Source organism: Pseudoalteromonas sp. S1612 (genome assembly GCF_005887175.1).
Lineage (GTDB): Bacteria > Pseudomonadota > Gammaproteobacteria > Enterobacterales > Alteromonadaceae > Pseudoalteromonas > Pseudoalteromonas undina.
The window spans coordinates 1-19271 of the sequence record NZ_PNDH01000044.1; the positions used below are offsets into that span (position 1 = coordinate 1).

16 protein-coding genes and 1 pseudogene are annotated in these 19271 nt (G+C 39.1%); 11 read left to right on the forward strand and 6 right to left on the reverse strand.

Annotated elements, in window-relative coordinates; all coding sequences use genetic code 11:
- Window positions 1–34 precede the first annotated feature (34 nt).
- The gene (gene rnd / locus CWB78_RS14915; RefSeq protein ID WP_138596273.1) at window positions 35–1165 is read left to right on the forward strand and encodes a ribonuclease D; all 1131 of its coding nucleotides are present in this window, start codon (window positions 35–37) and stop codon (window positions 1163–1165) included.
- Window positions 1166–1219: 54 nt separating this feature from the next.
- Here the strand turns inward: rnd and minE are convergent, their stop codons facing one another.
- The 3 genes from minE to minC are packed head-to-tail and all read right to left on the reverse strand — an operon-like array spanning window position 1220 to window position 3004.
- A complete protein-coding gene (gene minE / locus CWB78_RS14920; RefSeq protein ID WP_008111532.1) occupies window positions 1220–1483 on the reverse strand; it encodes a cell division topological specificity factor MinE in 264 nt (87 codons plus the stop codon).
- Between the two features lies 1 nt (window position 1484).
- Window positions 1485–2294, reverse strand: a complete 810-nt coding sequence (gene minD / locus CWB78_RS14925) for a septum site-determining protein MinD (RefSeq protein ID WP_008111531.1) — start codon at window positions 2292–2294, stop codon at window positions 1485–1487.
- A 5-nt stretch (window positions 2295–2299) separates the two neighbouring features.
- The gene (minC, locus tag CWB78_RS14930) at window positions 2300–3004 is read right to left on the reverse strand and encodes a septum site-determining protein MinC (protein WP_008111529.1); all 705 of its coding nucleotides are present in this window, start codon (window positions 3002–3004) and stop codon (window positions 2300–2302) included.
- 155 nt (window positions 3005–3159) lie between these two features.
- Between minC and CWB78_RS14935 the strand changes: the two genes are divergently transcribed.
- Both CWB78_RS14935 and CWB78_RS14940 read left to right on the forward strand, forming a co-directional pair.
- Window positions 3160–3441 carry a YcgL domain-containing protein gene (locus tag CWB78_RS14935; RefSeq protein WP_008111526.1) on the forward strand — a complete coding sequence of 94 codons (282 nt, stop codon included), beginning with the start codon at window positions 3160–3162 and terminating at the stop codon, window positions 3439–3441.
- On the forward strand, window positions 3434–4450 hold the full coding sequence (locus CWB78_RS14940; protein ID WP_054201590.1) for a lytic murein transglycosylase: 1017 nt from the start codon (window positions 3434–3436) through the stop codon (window positions 4448–4450). Before CWB78_RS14935 ends, CWB78_RS14940 begins: the two co-directional genes overlap by 8 nt.
- 60 nt (window positions 4451–4510) lie before the next feature.
- On the opposite strand, the gene CWB78_RS14945 is transcribed toward CWB78_RS14940, so the two are convergent.
- Window positions 4511–5059, reverse strand: coding sequence for a GbsR/MarR family transcriptional regulator (locus CWB78_RS14945; RefSeq protein WP_010388849.1), 549 nt, complete (start codon window positions 5057–5059; stop codon window positions 4511–4513).
- 217 nt (window positions 5060–5276) lie between these two features.
- Between CWB78_RS14945 and adhP the strand changes: the two are divergent.
- Window positions 5277–6286, forward strand: a pseudogene (adhP, locus tag CWB78_RS14950) (alcohol dehydrogenase AdhP).
- A 70-nt stretch (window positions 6287–6356) separates the two neighbouring features.
- Here adhP and CWB78_RS14955 read toward each other — a convergent pair.
- Both CWB78_RS14955 and CWB78_RS14960 read right to left on the reverse strand, forming a co-directional pair.
- Window positions 6357–8777 carry a TonB-dependent receptor gene (locus tag CWB78_RS14955; RefSeq protein WP_138596275.1) on the reverse strand — a complete coding sequence of 807 codons (2421 nt, stop codon included), beginning with the start codon at window positions 8775–8777 and terminating at the stop codon, window positions 6357–6359.
- A 294-nt stretch (window positions 8778–9071) separates the two neighbouring features.
- The gene (locus tag CWB78_RS14960) at window positions 9072–10343 is read right to left on the reverse strand and encodes a Xaa-Pro dipeptidase (protein ID WP_138596277.1); all 1272 of its coding nucleotides are present in this window, start codon (window positions 10341–10343) and stop codon (window positions 9072–9074) included.
- A 153-nt stretch (window positions 10344–10496) separates the two neighbouring features.
- Between CWB78_RS14960 and CWB78_RS14965 the strand changes: the two genes are divergently transcribed.
- From CWB78_RS14965 to CWB78_RS14995, 7 genes are all read left to right on the forward strand, one after another.
- Complete coding sequence (locus CWB78_RS14965) at window positions 10497–12314, forward strand: DUF885 domain-containing protein (RefSeq protein WP_138596279.1); 1818 nt, start codon at window positions 10497–10499, stop codon at window positions 12312–12314.
- A gap of 96 nt (window positions 12315–12410) precedes the next feature.
- Window positions 12411–12923, forward strand: coding sequence for a YcgN family cysteine cluster protein (locus CWB78_RS14970; RefSeq protein WP_138596281.1), 513 nt, complete (start codon window positions 12411–12413; stop codon window positions 12921–12923).
- Window positions 12923–13438 carry an RNA methyltransferase gene (locus CWB78_RS14975; RefSeq protein WP_054201586.1) on the forward strand — a complete coding sequence of 172 codons (516 nt, stop codon included), beginning with the start codon at window positions 12923–12925 and terminating at the stop codon, window positions 13436–13438. Before CWB78_RS14970 ends, CWB78_RS14975 begins: the two co-directional genes overlap by 1 nt.
- Before the next feature lie 351 nt (window positions 13439–13789).
- Entirely contained in the window at window positions 13790–15439 is a 1650-nt protein-coding gene (locus CWB78_RS14980; RefSeq protein ID WP_138596283.1) for a M1 family metallopeptidase, read from the forward strand.
- Window positions 15440–15630: 191 nt separating this feature from the next.
- Entirely contained in the window at window positions 15631–17520 is a 1890-nt protein-coding gene (locus CWB78_RS14985) for a methyl-accepting chemotaxis protein (protein ID WP_138596284.1), read from the forward strand.
- Entirely contained in the window at window positions 17517–18623 is a 1107-nt protein-coding gene (locus CWB78_RS14990; protein WP_138596286.1) for a sensor domain-containing diguanylate cyclase, read from the forward strand. The genes CWB78_RS14985 and CWB78_RS14990 overlap by 4 nt, the downstream gene beginning before the upstream one ends.
- A complete protein-coding gene (locus tag CWB78_RS14995; RefSeq protein ID WP_138596288.1) occupies window positions 18610–19221 on the forward strand; it encodes a DsbA family protein in 612 nt (203 codons plus the stop codon). Before CWB78_RS14990 ends, CWB78_RS14995 begins: the two co-directional genes overlap by 14 nt.
- Window positions 19222–19271 lie beyond the last annotated feature (50 nt).

Here is a 19271-nt window from a genome sequence, read left to right on the forward strand (position 1 = left end):
GACATATGTCGGCTTTTTTATTGTAGGAGACTCAGTGCACTACCAATTGATCCAAACCCAAAATGAGCTAAATACGTTTGTAGAACAAATAAAAAACAAACCCATTCTTGCTATTGATACCGAGTTTATGCGCCGCCGTACTTTGTATCCCGAAGTTGCACTCATTCAAGTTTATGATGGCGAACATTTAGCACTTATCGACCCGCTAGCAGAGCTTTCCTTATTTGATTTTTGGCAGATACTTAAAGATCCAAACGTGTTAAAAGTACTTCATTCTCCTTCTGAAGATATTGAGGTTTTTCAAAAATACGCAGGTTTTGTTCCTTATCCATTGTTTGATACTCAGTTTGCACTTCAGCTATTAGGCGAGGGTAACTGTATGGGGTTTGCCTTAATGGTAAAAACCTTGTTGAATATTGAAATTGATAAAAGTGAATCGCGTACCAATTGGTTACAACGTCCTCTCACTCAAAAACAACTCGAATACGCTGCGGCCGATACGTTTCACTTACTGCCTTGTTTTGAGTTAATTATAGACAGCATTAAAGCGGCCGATTTATTTGATATTGTTATTAACGAAAGTGAATTGGTGGCAAACAAGCGTGCTTTTCAAACACCAGATGAGTTACTTTATAAAGAGATTAAAAACGCATGGCAGCTTAAGCCGCATGAATTAGCGGTACTTAAAGAGTTAGCTGTGTGGCGAAGAAATAAAGCAATTCGAAAAAATCTAGCGCTTAATTTTGTTCTTAAAGAGCACAACATGACTGAAATCGCTAAACGAGGTCCGTCGAGCTTAAACGCGCTAAGACAAATTCCGGGTGTTGAGCCTATTGAAGTGAATCGTTCAGGGGTTGAAATTTTAAAGTGCATTGAGCAGGCTAAAACAGTTCCAGCTGAGCAGCACCCACAAGTACTCAAACGTCTCATTGATTTTCCTACGTATAAAAAAGTAGCGAAAGAAATCAAACAAAAAATTACGAAAGTTGCTAAAGAGCACAATATACCAGAAGACGTCATGGCATCTAAAAAGCAAATTAATCAGCTAATTAGTTGGAATTGGAAATTAACGGATGAACAAAAAGCAAATCACATAAAGCCAGATTTACTCAGTTCATGGCGCTATGACTTTGTTAAAGATGCTCTAAAAGAGTGGGATAATTAAAGTCACAAAGGCGAGTGACAAACAAATAAAAAGGGCGCTTAGCGCCCTTGTTTGTTATTTCTTTTCTTCGTCAGGTAATGTGACATTGAGCTCGAGTACGGCTAAATCGTCTTCATTTTGATCAAACTGAACTTGAACCGCATCGGCGCCTACATTTACGTACTTACGAATGACATCTAATATATCTTGCTTTAATTGCGGCAAGTAATCAGGTGTACCACGCTGAGAACGTTCGTGCGCGACAATGATCTGCAATCGCTCTTTTGCTAATGACGCACTGTTTTTCTTTTCTGAGCGGAAGTAGTCAAGTAAAGACACATTAACCTCCAAATATCCGTTTGAATAAACCCTTTTTCTCAACATCTAAAAATCTAAATTCAACCGTTTCACCTAATAAACGACTGATCGCATCGGCATAAGCTTGGCCTGCGTCAGATTCGCTATCAAGGATAACGGGTTGTCCTGAGTTAGATGCACTAAGTACTGCTTGAGATTCAGGAATGACACCTAGTAAGTCGATGGCTAAAATGTCCTGGATATCTTCAACAGATAGCATTTCACCTTTTGTTACACGATCTGGATTATAGCGTGTTATTAGCAAATGCTCTTTAATGTTTTCTAAACCTTCTTCGGCGCGTTTAGATTTACTGTGTAAAATTCCTAGTATACGATCAGAATCTCGTACTGATGAAACCTCTGGATTAGTGGTTACAATTGCTTCATCAGCAAAGTACATTGCCATCATTGCACCGGCTTCAATACCTGCCGGAGAATCACAGACTATGTAGTCAAAGTCTTCTTTTAACTCATTAAGTACACGTTCAACACCTTCGCGTGTGAGTGCATCTTTATCGCGTGTTTGTGATGCAGGAAGTAAAAATAACTTCTCTACACGTTTATCTTTTATGAGTGCTTGGTTAAGGTTGGCTTCGCCATTGATTACATTAACGAAGTCATACACTACGCGACGTTCACAACCCATAATTAGGTCTAAATTACGTAAGCCGATATCAAAATCGATGATAACAGTTTTGTAGCCTTTTAATGCTAAGCCTGTACCAATTGCTGCGCTTGATGTTGTTTTACCAACACCCCCTTTACCCGAGGTAACGACAATTATTTTTGCCATGAGATTTATCCTTTAACCAAAGCTGAAATTTCTAAAGATTCATTTTTTTGTTGTATTTGAACTGCGTTACCCCAGTGTTCACCTTGCAGTGAGTCACTGATCCAGTAATTACCATTGATTGAAACGAGTTCTGCTTCTAATTTATTACAAAATATATATGCGTTTTCTAGCCCTTTTGCACCGGCAATAGCACGGCCGCGTAGAGTTCCATAAATGTGTACATTACCATCGGCAATCACTTCTGCACCATGGCTTACTGCACCTAACACCACTAAATCACGGTCTTTGGCGTAAACTTGTTGGCCTGAGCGTACCGCACCATTAATAATTTGTGCTGGTAAATACACGGTTTTTTCAACCACTGACGTATTAGGCTCTACTCTTGCGGGTTCACTCTTAACGTCTTGTGAATAGTTTAAAACAGATAACCCTGCAGCTTTTGCTTGTTTGTGTTGCTCATCCGAACCATTACATACACCCACCGCATTAAAGCTCATGCGTTCAATAAGTGATTTTAAATGAACAAAGTCGATTGTGCTGTTTTTTACTTCAATTAAATTAACGACAATGGGGGCACCCTCAAAGAATTTTGGGGCTTGGGCTATTTTTACATACAGTTGTTCTGCTAAAAGGTTAATATCAGTACTATAAAGGTGTAAAACTGATAATGTAAAAAGGTTGCCTTTTAGCTCAAAAATTTGGTCCGACATAGATGCTCAACTGGATTGTCTAGTTAGCATGTAACTTTATATAAACCTAGGCTGAACAAGGCTTTTATTAAAGTTTCCACACTAATTTTTATAACTTATTATTATTGCCATGTTATAGTGTGTAGCACTGTTAAGCAAGATTTTATAGGGCCATAATGCTAACTGCGGTATATAAAAGTAAGAAAAAAGCAGATACTTTCTTATTTATTGAAAAAAGAGACGATTTTAGTAAAGTTCCGGAACCTTTAATGGCCATGTTTGGTCAACCTCAGTACGTGATGATCATTAACTTAGCTAAGCGAACTCAATTAGGCGTAGCGGATTTAGACACTTTAAAACAGTCGCTTAGCGACCAAGGCTATTATTTACAAATTCCGCCACCAGAGGAAAACTTGCTGAGTCAATTAAGAAAACAAAATGGAGTAGATAGTGATTAAAAAATTAGCAGTTGTATTGTGTGGTGTATGTTTAAGCTCATCGGTGATGGCAAAAACCCAAGCTGAGTTTCAACAATACCTTACTAATTTAAAGCAAGAGGCAATAGCTAAAGGCTACGATACTCAGTTAATTGAGCAAGCATTTGCCACTGCATCTTATAAAGAAAAAGTGATTTCTGCAGATAAAAATCAGCCTGAAGTAAAAGAAACACTGGAAACATATTTACCAAAACGTGTGCCTCAATGGAAAATTGATCGTGCGCGTAAATTATATAAAGAAAACCAAGAAGTTTTAGAGAAGGTCGCAAAAGACTTTGGTGTTCAAGCACGCTTTATTGTGGCTATTTGGGGCTTAGAGAGTAATTTTGGTGCCATTCAAGGTGGCCACAACGTGATTTCATCGTTGGTAACACTGGCATTTGATGGGCGCCGTGAAGCACTATACAAGCGCCAATTATGGGCAGCACTGGATATATTAAAGTCGGGTCATATTACGCTTGATAAATTTAAAGGCTCATGGGCAGGTGCAATGGGGCAAACTCAATTTATGCCAACCTCATTTAATGCCTATGCTGTAGATTACAACAATGATGGTCGCAAAGATATTTGGACAACTAAGGAAGACGCGTTTGCCTCTATTGCTAATTACTTAAAGCAAGAGGGCTGGAATGACAACTTAACCTGGGGTCGCCAAGTTCAATTACCTGCTGATTTTGACCAGCAGTATATTTTAAAGCGCGGTACTAAAACACGTAAGCAATGGCTTGAATATTGGAACAATTCAGAGCGCTCACTCGCTGATTGGCAAGCATTAGGGGTTCGTCGTGCTGATGGCAGCGATTTACCAAATGTTGCTGTGGATGCTGCACTAGTGATGCCTGATGATGTAAATGGGCGCATGTATTTAGCATACGACAACTACAAGGTATTTATGCACTGGAATCGGTCATATTACTTTGCAACTAGCGTGGGCTATTTGTCAGATAGAATTGCTTACCCAAAGATTTAAGCTAAAGCAAATAACTAAAAAAAGCCGCAAATTGCGGCTTTTTTGTGAGTTACATATCGACTAAATTTCTTTTTTAAATATTTTATCTTTTAGGTCAATGACTTTGCCAATCCCTGAACCTAGTTTCATTAGCTTATTAAGCTGCTCAGGAGTTAAACGTTGTAATTCTGAGGACCATTTAGTTACTGTTTCAAGTAAGTTATGGATTTCGCCCATTTGTTTTTGAGCATAAATTTCATCGTCGTTACTTGCTTCGTCTAGTAAGTTATCTCGGAGTAAGCTCAGTGTTGGCTCAACTTCACGTTTTTTGCGCTCTTCGAATACGCGATTTGCCATATCCCAAATATCGCCTGCAGGGGCATAGTACTCTTTTCTATCTCCTGGGATATGCATTACTTTGATCAGCTGCCAAGATTGTAATTCTTTGATCCCCATACTCACGTTACCGCGAGAGATACTTAGCGCATCAGCGATTTGATTTGCCGTCATTGGATCTTTAGTAATAATCAATAAACCACACATTTGTCCAATGGTGCGATTAAATCCCCAGCGGCTGCCCATCTCACCACAATGCATTACAAAGGCAAAGTTTTTTTCTGATAATGTCATTGTTACAAGTTTCAAAAATAAATGAAATCTATGCTAGCACGCTGGTTAAGTATGGCAAGACTTAAGCTGGGATAAAAAACCACGTTTTACGACTAATGATTGATATAGATTAATATTTAAGCATTTATAGTGAGGTATGTTGCGGGTATGCAACATAATCTTGCTGTTTAACGCCCTTGTTAAATAGCATAAACTTTTTATAAACGATGGAATGACTATGAAAGCAGCAATAAATACAGAATATAAAGGCAAGTTAGCGATTACCGATTTACCTATTCCAGAAGTAGGCCCTAAGATGTCCTAGTAAAAATAGCCGCTTGTGGTGTTTGCCACACTGATTTACACGCATGTCATGGTGATTGGCCGGTAAAACCAAAAATGCCATTAGTACCTGGACACGAAGGTGTTGGTGTAATAGAAAAACTAGGAAGTAATATTAAGCACTTAGAAGTGGGCGATAGAGTAGGCGTACCATGGCTATACAGTGCATGTGGCCATTGTGAGTTTTGTTTAGATGGACGCGAAACCCTTTGTTTATCGCAACATAATACGGGTTACTCTATTGACGGTGGGTATGCAGAATACTGTTTAGCTCATGGTGACTACATCATCAAAATACCGGAAGGTTTAGGTTTTGCTGAAGCTGCCCCCTTATTTTGTGCCGGCGTAACAACGTATAAAGCTTTAAAAGTGTCTGGCGCTAAACCAGGTCAATGGGTTGCTATTGTCGGTGTGGGTGGTTTAGGGCACTTAGCAGTGCAATATGCAAAAGCAATGGGCTTTAATGTTATTGCGGTAGATACTGGTAAAGAGAAAATGGCGCTAGCTAAAGAGTTGGGTGCTGATATTACGCTTGATTTTAAAGAAGTGGTGCCCAGTGAGGCCATTTTTGAGCAAGTAGGTGGCGCGCATGCTGTTGTTTGTACGGCAGTATCAAAACCAGGTTTTGAACAAGCTTATAAAAGTGTTCGCCGAGGGGGGAAATGTGTATTGGTTGGATTACCGCCTGAAGATATGCCATTGCCAATTTTTGACACCGTATTAAATGGTGTTTCAGTGGTTGGCTCTATTGTAGGTACGCGTAAAGACCTGCAAGAATGTCTTGAATTTGCTGCGCAAGGCAAAGTAAAAGCCATCATTGAAGAGAAAAAACTTGAAGATATTAATGAAATTTTTGATGACATGCTTAAAGGCGAAATAAACGGCCGCATAGTTGTTACGATTTAATATTAAGTTTTTACATGAAAAAAGCACGATATCTCAATTGAAATACCGTGCTTTTTTAATTATTAAACTATTAAAGTGTGTAACTAAAGCTTAGCTTTGCATTACGTTCTTCACCTGGCATTCCGCCTAAAAACATGGCTTTAGAATAGTATTTTTTATTAAACAGGTTATTAATGTTTAATTGCATCTGCCAGTTGTCTGCTTTATAGCTAACCGCAGCATCATATACGGTATAAGCGGGTACGTAGCCATTATCAATACCAAATGAACTTGAGTTAGTACTACGCTTATCAACAAATGTTAAACCTGCGCTTAAATCAACTGCGTGCGGTAATTCAAACAGCGCTGCTGAATATGTTACCCATGAACTTGCTGTTACATAAGGCACCCCTTTTTGACGAGTATTATAGCTGTCACGATTTGGGTTGGTTTTATCCCGGGCGTCTTGATAAACACCGTTGATATTAACTTTCCATTGATCGTTCAAATAGGCATTTAAATCAATCTCTACGCCTTTTGTTTGTTCTTCACCATCAAAGAAGCTCTCTACTACGTTAGGTGCTGACACGCCTGCTTCATAAAGAGGGTTGGTATATTCTAAATTAGTTCGCGCGCTTTCAAATACCACAATTGATGCCAGTAATTGGTCATCAAATGCTTTAAAACGAAATCCTAAATCATTACTCACAGATTCGGAATCGTCTCTATCGGCTTCATTACCGGCAACAGAGCCAAGAACACTGTAAGCTGTGCGCCCTTTAGAGTGATTTAAAAACAAAGCCATATCAGCGTTTACTTGATAAGTAGCACCTAGGTTATACGTTAAACCACTGTCTGAGGTATTTGCTTCTGGCGTTGGATTTGCGCGGCTTTGACTATAACGAGGGTCAACACCAAAGTGCTCGTAACTTTGTTTAATACGATTATGAGCAACACCAATACGAGTAGTGATCTTATCGTTAATGTAAGCAACATGTTGAAGGCCTACGCCCCAAGCTTGTACTTTTTTATTGTAATCACTGGTTTTAAGCGGATCATAATCAGCGAATTCATCCGCAGGCCAATTTGGCTGGCGTATATCAAAAATATACGGTAGTGCACCTTGATAAATCACTTCACCGTCTTTGTTTTTAATAACCTTATCGGCATCATAAATGGAGTATTGTTTAAAACGAATATCTCGGTCTTCGTAGTTGGCATTAACCAGTAATTCGTTTTCTATATTGCCGAGCATAAAGTCATAACGTAAATCTAAAAAGTATTGCCATGATTTCTCATCTGCTTCTACTTGGCGATATTCTTGGCGTCTGGCCGCAAATGGGTATAATACATTATCAACAACTAACGGTGCGCGTGGATCTTGGTTAATTACACCGCGTCGGTTCCAATACACATAATTATAAGCACCTGTTTGGCGGGCAAAACTTGAGGTGTAATTACGGTACTGTAGCTGTTGATTTAAAAATAAATCATCACTAATGTAGTAATTGTGCGCTAATTTAAAACGCAGCTCTTCTCCTTCGTTATCCTTTGCCATCGGTGATATTATGCCATTGGTACCAAAGTTAAAGGGTGTTAAACCATCATTGCTTGCCAAAGAGTTAGCTAATTCATTTCGTTGTGCTTCACTCAATTGTAACCCACTTGCTGTTGGGTCATTAACTAAATCGGCGCCTGATACTTCTCCAGCGGTTAAACCGTCAACCGATTCACTGTTAAAAATACGAATAGGGTGGCCAATAGAATCCACTGCAATAGCATCTTTAATATATGCCCCAGACAATACAAAAGATTGCTGGTCATTAAGCACATATTTTAAAGACGAGTAAATTTCATCGCGCTGATCTTTTAAATCACGAAAGCCATCGCTAGAGGCGGTTTTGGCCATAACCCGATAAGCTAAATCGTCGGTTATTGCATTAGTGCTATCAAGTGCAAGCGAATAACTATCCCACTGACCGATATCCATTTCTAGAGTATGTTGCTCGTTAAACTGTGGTTTTTTTTCAATCAGGTTGATCACACCACCGGCACTACCCATACCATACAGTCCAGTTGCAGGACCCTTTAACACTTCAATCGATTCAACATTGGTTAAAGAACGAGTAGGGTTAAATGTATTGCCTAAGCCTGCTCCGCCATACATGCCATCGTAAGTGTAATTAGCGCCCAAGCCACGAATAACTAAGTTGTCACCAATGCCATAGTTATTACCCGCTTGAGTTAGTCCACTCACATTGCGGATCACATCCTGAAGACTATCAATACCTTGTGATTCAATCAGTGCTTTATCAACAATAACCACGGGTGCAGGGGTTTCCATTAGTGACATGTCTGATTTAGTCGCTAAACCTGAATTCATCACTACTCGGTTTTGTTGCTCGTAAACGCTAATTCGTTCAATATCTGAATTAACTTGTGACTCGTTAGCGATTGCTAAACTTGCGTTTAAGCACGCCATAGTGAGGAGAGAGTATTGAAATCTTTTCATAAACTGATAACCATTCGCATTTGTTAATTTGCGCGAATGATAATGGTTATCATTTTAAAGTTAAATAAAAAGTTCAATTTTTTTTACTTTAATAGGTACGTTTGCTTGATTGTTATTCAATGTGATTTAAAAGTAATCATATTTGAAAATTTCAATGGAGTATTACAGTAGATGATTGGTTTAGCGGAAAGATCTTTTGAATAAAATATTGATGGCTAAACAAGCAGCTTAGCTAGATTTGCTAAAAAACTGTTAAGGTTGAGCGCAGCTCAACCTTATAGGGGCGTTTTGGGTTTACTGTTTGTAAACCACACCCGCTTTCATAACGAATGGGATCTGCTCTAGTGTAGAAATGTTTTTTAATGGGTTAACGTTTACCGCTATAATATCAGCTGCAAAACCAGTTTTAATTTGCCCTAGTTGTTTATCAGCTTTTAATAATTTAGCACTATTAATGGTCGCGGCTTGAATAGCTTGTAATTCACTCATACCAAATTCAACCATACGGGAAAACTGTTTGGCATTATCACCATGCGGGTAAATAGCTGCGTCGGTTCCAAACACCATGTTTACACCCGCTTCAACCGCGCGTTTAAAACTATCGCGTTGTTTTTTTGATACCAGACGTTCTTTATTTAGATTTTCTTCATCCACGCCATTTTGTTCACCAAAGCTTAGCGTATATTCGGTATTATAAATATCCATAGACAGCCAAGTTCCATGCTCTTTTGCAAGCGCGATTGCTTCATCGTCTAAAAAGCTAGCGTGCTCAACACTATCTACACCGGCTTTAATTGCCGTTTTAATACCGTTAGTTCCATGTGCGTGAGCGGCAACAGGTAATTCACGCATGTGCGCTTCATCAACAATGGCTTTCATTTCTTCAAAGGCGTATTGCTGTATGCCGACTTTTGTTCCTTTAGAGAATACACCGCCTGTGGCGCATAGTTTGATTGCATTAGCGCCATATTTTATATTTTCACGCACCTTAATACGCACAGCCCACGGGCCATCAGCAACGCCGGTGGCAGTATATTTCATCTCTGGAGGTAAGCGATTATTATCGCAGTGCCCACCAGTAATGCTCAAAGAAGGCCCTGCAGCCCAAATGCGTGGGCCGATAATATCACCTGCATTCACACCGTCTCGCACCGCAATAACACTGTAGCCCTCAGCACCTAAGTTCCTTACTGTAGTAAATCCAGCTTCTAAGGTTTGCTTAGCAAAATAGCTGGCTTTAATGGCCATTCGCGGAACAGATTGCCCTAACCGTTCACTTCGAGACACGGTTGGATCGCTGGTTAAATGTACGTGCATGTCCATTAACCCAGGTAACAGGGTAAGCGTTGGTAGGTTTATCAGTTCATCATTACTGCTAAGCTTGGGCTTTTTATTAAATTGGATTTGGCTAATAACACCGTTATCTATGGCAATCAAAGGATTAGCCTTAAGTTCGCCTGTTTCAACATCTAGTAAAGCTTTGGCCGATATATAGGTTGTGGCTAGTGTACTTGTACTGGTTAAGCTCATTAATGCGATTGATAGAGTCAATAAATGTTTTTTCATGTTTAAGTCATTATAATTATTTTCATTCACTTGAATGTAGCAACCATGCGCTATTGAGTAAATAATGTAGCGACGAATAGCATTGACCGTAATTGCTTTATTTAAGCTATTTAAAACCGCATAATTGGCGGGTAAAAACTAACAAGGGAATTTATGAAAGTTATTAAAATAGCACTGGTTGCCAGTAGCGTTATGTTTGCCTTAAGTGGTTGTATGAGCACCAGCTCACAATTAAACACAAATCAGTCAGTCGCACCTGTAATAAGCGAATTATCAGCCGAGCAGCAATTAGATGTGCTCGTTGCTCAGTACTACGATGAATCATTAGCTCTTAATCCATTAAGCGCTACTTATAATGGCCGCCATGAATTTGATGATCAATTTTTGCCTGAAATATCGCAGCCTAATCGCGATAAAAAAGCCGCATTTTACAAAAAATATCAACAACGCTTAACGCTGATTGATGAATCACAACTGACCGGTCAAGCGCTACTGAATTTTGAAGTGTTATCCCGAGATTTAGCCCTCAAGCTTGAGGGGATGCAATATAAAAATTATTTGTTACCGATAAATCAAATGTCGGGTGCGCATAATACCTTCGCCGGATTCGGTTCAGGGCAAAGTGCTCAGCCTTTTAATACTGTTGCCGACTACCAAAAATTTATCAAGCGTGCAGATGGTTTCGTTAAATGGCTTGCAAGTGTTGAACAATCAATGGCGCAAGGCGTTAAAAACGATGTGGTACTGCCTATGCCATTAGCAAAAAAATTACTCCCGCAATTTAAAGCGCATGTTGTTACAAACGTAGAAGATTCTCTCTTTTATTCGCCCATTAAAGCCATGCCAGACTCTTTTTCAGCTGATGAAAAGCAACAGTTAAGATCGCAGTATACAACATTGATTTTAGATAAATTAGTGCCTGCATATCAGCGAATGAGCGATTTCTTACTTAACGATTATATTCCTTATGCCCGCGATTCTGTTGGTTATGCTGATTTACCCAATGGTAAAGCATGGTACGAATACCAAATAAAGAAAAACACCACGTTAAGCTTATCTGCTGATGAAATTCATGAGATTGGCTTAAGTGAAGTGGCAAGAATCTTAAGTGAGATGGAAACGGTTAAAGAAACCGTAGGATTTGAAGGAGAATTATCAGCCTTTTTTACCCACTTACGTGACTCAGATGAGTTTTATTATAAAACAGCCGATGAGTTAATTGCCGCCTATGAACAAATTAAAGTAAAAATAGACGCTCGCTTACCAAAGTTATTTAATATTGAGCCTAAGGCTCCTTATATTGTCAAAGCGGTTGAAGCCTATCGAGCCCAATCGGCTGCGGGAGCGTCGTATGCAGGACCAGCTCCTGATGGTTCGCGCCCAGGTATATTTTATATCAATACATACAACTTAAAAGCACAGCCTAAGTTCTTACTCGAAACGCTGTCTATTCATGAAGCCGCTCCGGGGCATCACTTTCAAATTGCGCTGCAACAAGAGGTGCAAAGCTTACCTGATTTTCGTAAATTCGGCGGCTACACGGTGTTTGCTGAGGGCTGGGCATTATACGCAGAAAGCTTAGGCAAAGAACTGGGTTTATTTACCGATCCGTATATGTGGTATGGGCGTCTTAACGATGAGCAGCTAAGAGCGATGCGATTAGTGCTTGATACTGGTTTTCATGCCAAAGGGTGGACACGTCAACAGGGCATTGATTACATGCTAGCAAATTCTTCAATGGCAAAAAGTGATGTTATTGCTGAAGTTGAGCGCTATATCGCATGGCCTGGGCAAGCATTATCGTACAAATTGGGGGAGTTTAAAATTAAAGAGCTCAGAGATTACGCCCACCAGCAATTAGGTGAGCAATTCGATATTAAAGCGTTTCATACGCAAATATTGATTGATGGTGCATTACCTATGCCTATCCTTGAGCAAAAAATTAAACGTTGGGTTAAATCTCAGCAGTAATAAAATCGTGCGAAGCCATGCAGATATTAGGGATTGGCTTTGCGCGCTTTGCTGCAATACGTTAGAATGCGCGCTCTTAAAAGGGGCGAGAACACCATGTTTGATCAACAATTAGCAAATACCCAATTTTGGCTTAGTAAATGCCTGAATGAAATGAACCAGCAAGAATGGGAAGCCATTTGTGATGGATGTGGAAAGTGTTGTTTAAACACCTTTATTGACAGTGAAGACGAAGATGACTTTACTGCTACCGATCAGCTAAGAGAAGGCGAGCAACTTATATTCACTAATATTGTTTGCCAATACCTTGATAACAATACCTGTGGCTGTAGTGAATACGAAAACCGCCAAACCTTAGTCCCTTCGTGCGTTAAGCTCACTAAAGAAAACCTAAAAGACATCTTTTTCATGCCCCAAAGCTGTAGCTACCGCCGACTTCATGAAGGGCGCGGTTTAGCAACGTGGCATCCGTTACTTAATAACGGCGATAAAACTAAAATGCATGAGCTAAATATTTCAGTCAAAGATAAAACAGTAAAAGATTGTGATGTAAAACTGGAAGATTTTGACTTGTATATTGCCGAGTGGCCAACCAAGGATTGCAACTAGTGAGTAAGTTACAAGCAAGTATTGGTTTAATAAACCCTAAAAGCCCAACCAATGTGGGTGGTGTATTACGCGCAGCAGGTTGTTATGACGCCAAGCAGGTGTTTTTTACCGGCAACCGTTATTTAAATGCACAAAAATTTCATACTGATACTAAAAATGTGGTGCAACGTATTCCATTAACCGCCACCGACAATTTAGCATCAGTTAAGCCACAAGACGCAAAAGTAGTGGTAATAGAGCTAATTGAAGGTGCCACTCCTTTACCCGAGTTTACTCATCCTGAGAACGCATTTTATGTGTTTGGTCCAGAAGACGGCTCTGTGCCTAAAGACGTTTTAAAATGGTGCGACGAAGTTGTGTATATCCCAACTATAGGTTGTATGAATTTAGCGGCAACTTGTAATGTTGTTCTTTATGACCGACTCGCGAAATTGGGCGGAATTCAAAGCAGCGATGAAACCATTATTTCCTCACGCGATACTAATAATAAAATGAAATGGAAAAAACAACCTTAATATACACAATATAAGCGTGAACAGGACGTGGTAGTTTTGCTCGGTTTTACTTATTCTTACATGGATGTAAGCTAATGGAGTAGCGCAGGAGCAGTTATCGAGCCCACCACTAATTTACCAACCTCGCACCACGATTAAATCGCCCCCAGTTTAAAAAAATATTAATCCGCAAAGCATCAACAGATCCTAGTTAAATGTAAATAAAAGTAACTAATTAACTTAAAAAATAAGCAGTTCGTCTTTTTTTAACTCTATAAATGTAAAAGTATGTAATTATAATGAAAAAATAATATCTACAAGGTTTTACATTTTATGCATAGGCTATGTTACTTGTTTTGCTGTTGTTGGCTAATGTTACTAAGCATTCCGCTAACAGGCTGTTATTCAAAGCCTGCAGCTTTAGATCCTCAAGTAGCAAGTACTGGTGAGTCGTTATCCACGATAGCTCAAACCACAGATGTCATTTTTTACGACTTACAGCTAGTTGTCCTGCCCAGTAAGAAAAAAATTTCCGGCATAGGTAAAGCCATGTTTCGCGTGCTGAAAAAAACGCAGCAAGTCGAACTCAAGCTCGATAGTCGTTTCTCTATTGAAAATGTCACTGTTGCTAAGCAACCAGCCAATTTTAGTCACCAGCAGGGCATTATCATTATTGATTTGTATGAAACTAAATACCCAGGTGAAGTTGTCGAGGTTGCCATTAGCTATTCAGGACACCCTCATGAAGCTACTAATCCTCCGTGGAGTGGTGGCTTTGTATTTAGCCATACGGCACAAGGTCAGCCTTGGATAGCAACGGCAGTACAAGGCGAGGGCTGTGATTTATTTTGGCCTTGTAAAGATCACTTCAGTGATAAAGCCGACAGTATGCGTATTCGTGTGACAGTACCTACGGGGTTAAGTGTTGCTAGTAATGGTGTACTTAAAAAAATTATGCCATTAAAAAATAATACAACTGAATTTGATTGGTTTTTATCTGAGCCTGCCAGTGATTACAATATTGCATTAAATATAGGCCCCTTCGAACGTATTCAACAACACTATAAAAGTATTAACGGCACGCAGGTACCTGTTGAGTTTTGGGCATTACCTGAAAACAGCCGCAAAGCCACTATGCTACTCAAAGATGATGTGTATCAACAGCTCGCATTTTTTGAATCTGTATTAGGGCCTTACCCTTGGGGAATGCAAAAATTAGGCTTTGTAGAAACACCGCATCTGGGTATGGAACATCAAACAATTAACGCTTATGGTAAAGGGTATACCCGCGATCCAAGTGGCTATGACTGGCTTATTCAGCACGAGTTGGCTCATGAATGGTTTGGCAATTTAATGACCCATGAAAAACTCAACGATGCGTGGTTACACGAAGGCTTTGGTTTCTATATGCAACCAGCTTACAGCTTATTTAAATTTGGTGAAGCTGCTTATAACCATGCTATGTACACCGCGTATTTAGGATTAAAAAATTGCCATCCTATTGTTAAACAAGGGAAAGTTACTTCTAAAGAAGCGTTTAATGCAGATATTTATGGTAAAGGTGGTTGGACGCTTCACACTCTGCGATGGCTAATTGGAGACGAGTTATTTTGGCAAGCTGCCCGAGAGTTAGTATATGGTCAAACGCAAACAGCTAATTTGAGTTACCCAATCGAGTCGCGTTATCGCAGTAGCCAAGAGTTTATTAATATTGTTAACCGGATCACGGGCGATGATTATACGTGGTTATTTGATGTGTATTTAAAGCAAGCCGCGTTACCAACCTTAACCATGGAGCGTACCAATACAGTCGCTTATTTAAGCTGGAGTAACAGCGAAAAAGATGGCACAGCGTTTAAAATGCCGGTTCCTATTTCTATAAACGGGAAGTTGACAACTCACACTCCAGTGGATGGACTGATCACTATCAATGCCAAAAAAAGCGACATTATCGTTATCGATCCACAGATGAAGGTTCTGCGACAGTTACCCATAATTAGTCAATGCCAGCAACAAAGCTAAGCTTATATAGCTTAAATTACAACTTGTCATAAGTTTAAGATTTAACCAAATACCGTTCTTTTTGGATTTTAAATCTCATTATTTATTATTATTTTTAATTATTAACCTCGCCTGAACAATATTTGCTAAGACTTTCAGTTAAAAATTTGTTAAAAAGGCAGTGGTAATAATGATTAATTCTTAAGGTACTTATGTTTAGCTCGCTAAAATTCACCTCCAAAATCACCATCGCTGCGTCATTAGTGTTAGTTTTAGTGTTAGGTGTTTTCACTATAAATAACTATTTTTCAATGCGTCATCAAACTCAAGAGCAGTTGTCGCTGGTGCTAGAGCAAAACTCAGAATCGGTTTCTAAAAACATTGCAAGTTGGCTCAATAATAAATTGGCGATTGTGATCTCTATCGCAAAAACATATCAAGATAACGATACGAAGTCTTTAACGCTTTCGCAATTAAATACCGCTGAGCTTGCCGGGGATTTTAAAAATACCTACATAGGTAAATCATCGGGGACATTTATTTTAAATGATCAAAGTGTTGTGCTCCCCAGCGATTTTGATGCTACAAGTCGCCCTTGGTATAAATTAGTAGAAAATAAAACAACAACGGCTTTCACAACCCCTTATATTGATGTGACCACCAACGAACTGACAATTTCAGCCGTTGCGCCTATTAATAGTAATGGTCAATTTAAAGGGGTAGCGGGAGCAGATATTGATATGCAAACCATCGCTGAAATTATTGGCGATATTGATTTCTTGGGACTCGGTTATGGCTTCTTACTTGATAATAAAGGGCAAATATTAAGTCACCCTGATAGTAAATTAAATTCAAAAAAAGTCGCAGATTTGATTGGTAAAAATGTACCGTTAGCAAGAGAGTTTACAGAGTATCAAGTAGCGGGTGAAACCTCGCTGGTATCCTTTACTAAGATTCGTGGTATTGAAAATGTTGATTGGTATCTGGGTGTAGTAGTTAATAAAGATAAAGCGTATTCAAGTGTTTCTTCGTTTGGTCAAAAGGCAATTGTCTTTTTAATTATTGGTATTTTAGTGATTGTTGCATCACTGGAGTTTTTACTGCGTTACTTAATGCGCCCTATGTATCGTCTTAATGATGCTATTAAAGATATAGCACAAGGTGAAGGCGATTTAACTTGTCGACTCAGTGTTGAGAACGATGACGAGTTTGGTCAGTTAAGTAATTCATTTAATATTTTTATAGAAAAAATTCAAAATTCAATTGTTCAAGTTAAGTCTTCAACACAGTTGCTAGAAACCGCGGTTGCTAAACTGGTTACCCAAACAGATTCAACATTAACTATGTATGACGACCAAAGTGAACGTACCAACAGTGTGGCATCGGCAATTAACCAGTTTTCAGCCACTGCAACAGAAATTTCAACTAGTGCAAGTAATGCCTCAACACTTGCTAAAGATGCTGATCAATATTGCGCTAAAAATCAGCAAACACTAACGAATAACGTTTCGAGCATTCATCAACTTTCGCAAAATATAGAGCAAGCACAAGAAACAATTAATAGTTTAGATTCACATACTGCTAATATCGGTAATGTCCTTGCGGTAATCAAAGGCGTGAGTGAACAAACTAACTTGCTTGCTTTAAATGCGGCAATAGAAGCGGCACGTGCAGGTGAAGCGGGAAGAGGGTTTGCCGTTGTTGCTGATGAAGTCAGGCAATTAGCACAACGTACTCAGCAATCAACGCAAGAAATTGAAAATACGGTAATTGAACTACAAAAAGGCTCAAGCTCTGCCGTTGAGCTGATGAAAACCAGTTTAGAAGAAAGTGAAAAAAGTGTTCAGCAAGCTGATGCAGTTGGCGATGTAATGAAACAAATAATTAGTGCGATAAAGCAAATAACCGACGCTAATCATAGTGTGGCTAATGCTACTGATGAGCAAAATCAAGTTGTTAAATCATTACATTCAGATATCCATGTTATTAGCGACCTATCGATTCAAGGTCAATCTAACCTTAACCTCACTTTAGAAGAGTGCACTAAGCTCAAACATCAATTCAGTGACTTAGAGCGCATGGTTAAAAAATTCAAAGTATGAGCAGTAAAACAAAAATAAATAAACCAAACTGGCTCAGTTTAATCAATATTGATAGTGTTTATAGCTTTGATAGACAACGCCAAGCGTTTTCGTTATTTACCATGATAACGATTGCCTTGGTGTTAATTACCTATTTAGTGATTATAAACCATAGCATTTATGAGCCCATATTAACTGCCTCTTTAGTGTCAGTTAATTTAACAATTGTAGGATGCATTGTTTATTTTATAAAAACTAAACAGCTTAATGCTATCGCGTTAATTACCTTGATGATTGTATTTGTGATGTGCTTAGCTTTAGTATCCACCGGCGGTAAAGAAAACACCGCGTTATATTGGCTAATGTTTTATCCTGTAGCTGTATTTGCCATACTGGGTGTTAAACTTGGCGCATGGTTAAGTAGTGCCATGTTATTGAGCTGTATTGTTATGTTGTATGGCCCCGATATGGGGCAGGTTATGTATGGTGAGGTAGAAAAGACCCGTTTTGTTGCTGCATTTTCATTAGTGCTGGTGTTTTCTTTTATCGGTGAGTATTTTCGTCATAGAAGCCATCTTGCCATTGCAGATATCACCTTAGAACAAAAACAACACGCCTATACAGATCAGCTTACAGGCGCACCCAACCGCCGTTTTATTACTTCACATTTTTTAAAGCTTGCTGCTTCACGGCCAGCGCATTATTTGCCGCTGTCTATTTTGCTCATTGATTTAGATAACTTTAAACAATTAAATGATACCTACGGCCATGATTTTGGCGATACCGTATTAATAGAGTTTACTAAATTATTAGAGTCGCAATTTTCTGCAACCGCCCTTAAAGCCCGCTATGGTGGCGAAGAGTTTGTGGTTATTTTACCGCAGATGACCACCATAGAAGCCAGTATTTTGGCTAATCGTTTTAGAGAATGCGTGCAACATCATGTAATATTAACTGATAAACAACAACGAGTATCGTTAACTTGTAGCATTGGCATTGCACAAGCTAATCATATTGATGACTACGACAGTGCATTAAAACAAGCCGATGAGTATTTATATCAGGCAAAATCACAAGGGCGCAATAAAGTCATATTTGCGCATGGCGAGTATGTCAGTCAATAAGCTTATTTATGTGCATGATCCTATGTGTAGCTGGTGCTGGGGGTATAAGCCTACGTGGCAAAAACTTGAATCGGCTCTAGCAAATATTCTGCCTATAGAATATAGAATCGGAGGTTTAGCTGCTGATAGCGACCAGCCAATGAGTGCCGATATGCAGTTGCAACTACAAGGCATATGGCAAAACATTAGCAACCAATTAGGCACTGAGTTTAATTTTAATTTTTGGCGAGAATGCCAACCGCGCCGCTCTACTTATCCCTCCTGCAGAGCGGCTTTAATTGCTCGTAGCTTTAACAAAGAGCCACAGATGATTGATGCTATTCAACAAGCGTATTATTTAAAGGCGCAAAATCCATCGGATGAAGACGTGCTTATTAAACTATGCGAAAAAATTGGTTTAGATCCCTGTTTATTTACTCAGCAGTTACACTCTAAGGAACTTAAGCGTCGCTTTGATGATGAGCTTAACTTTGTTCGCAGTTTACCTATTCAAGGTTTTCCGTCGTTAGTATTAATAAAAAACAATAGCGCATACCCCATTGCTATTAACTACACAGATTGGCGGCAAACCCTAAGTGAAATACAATCTTACTTATAAAATTTACATTTCAAACATTACCCCTGCACTTTAAATTCGGCCAATAAGGC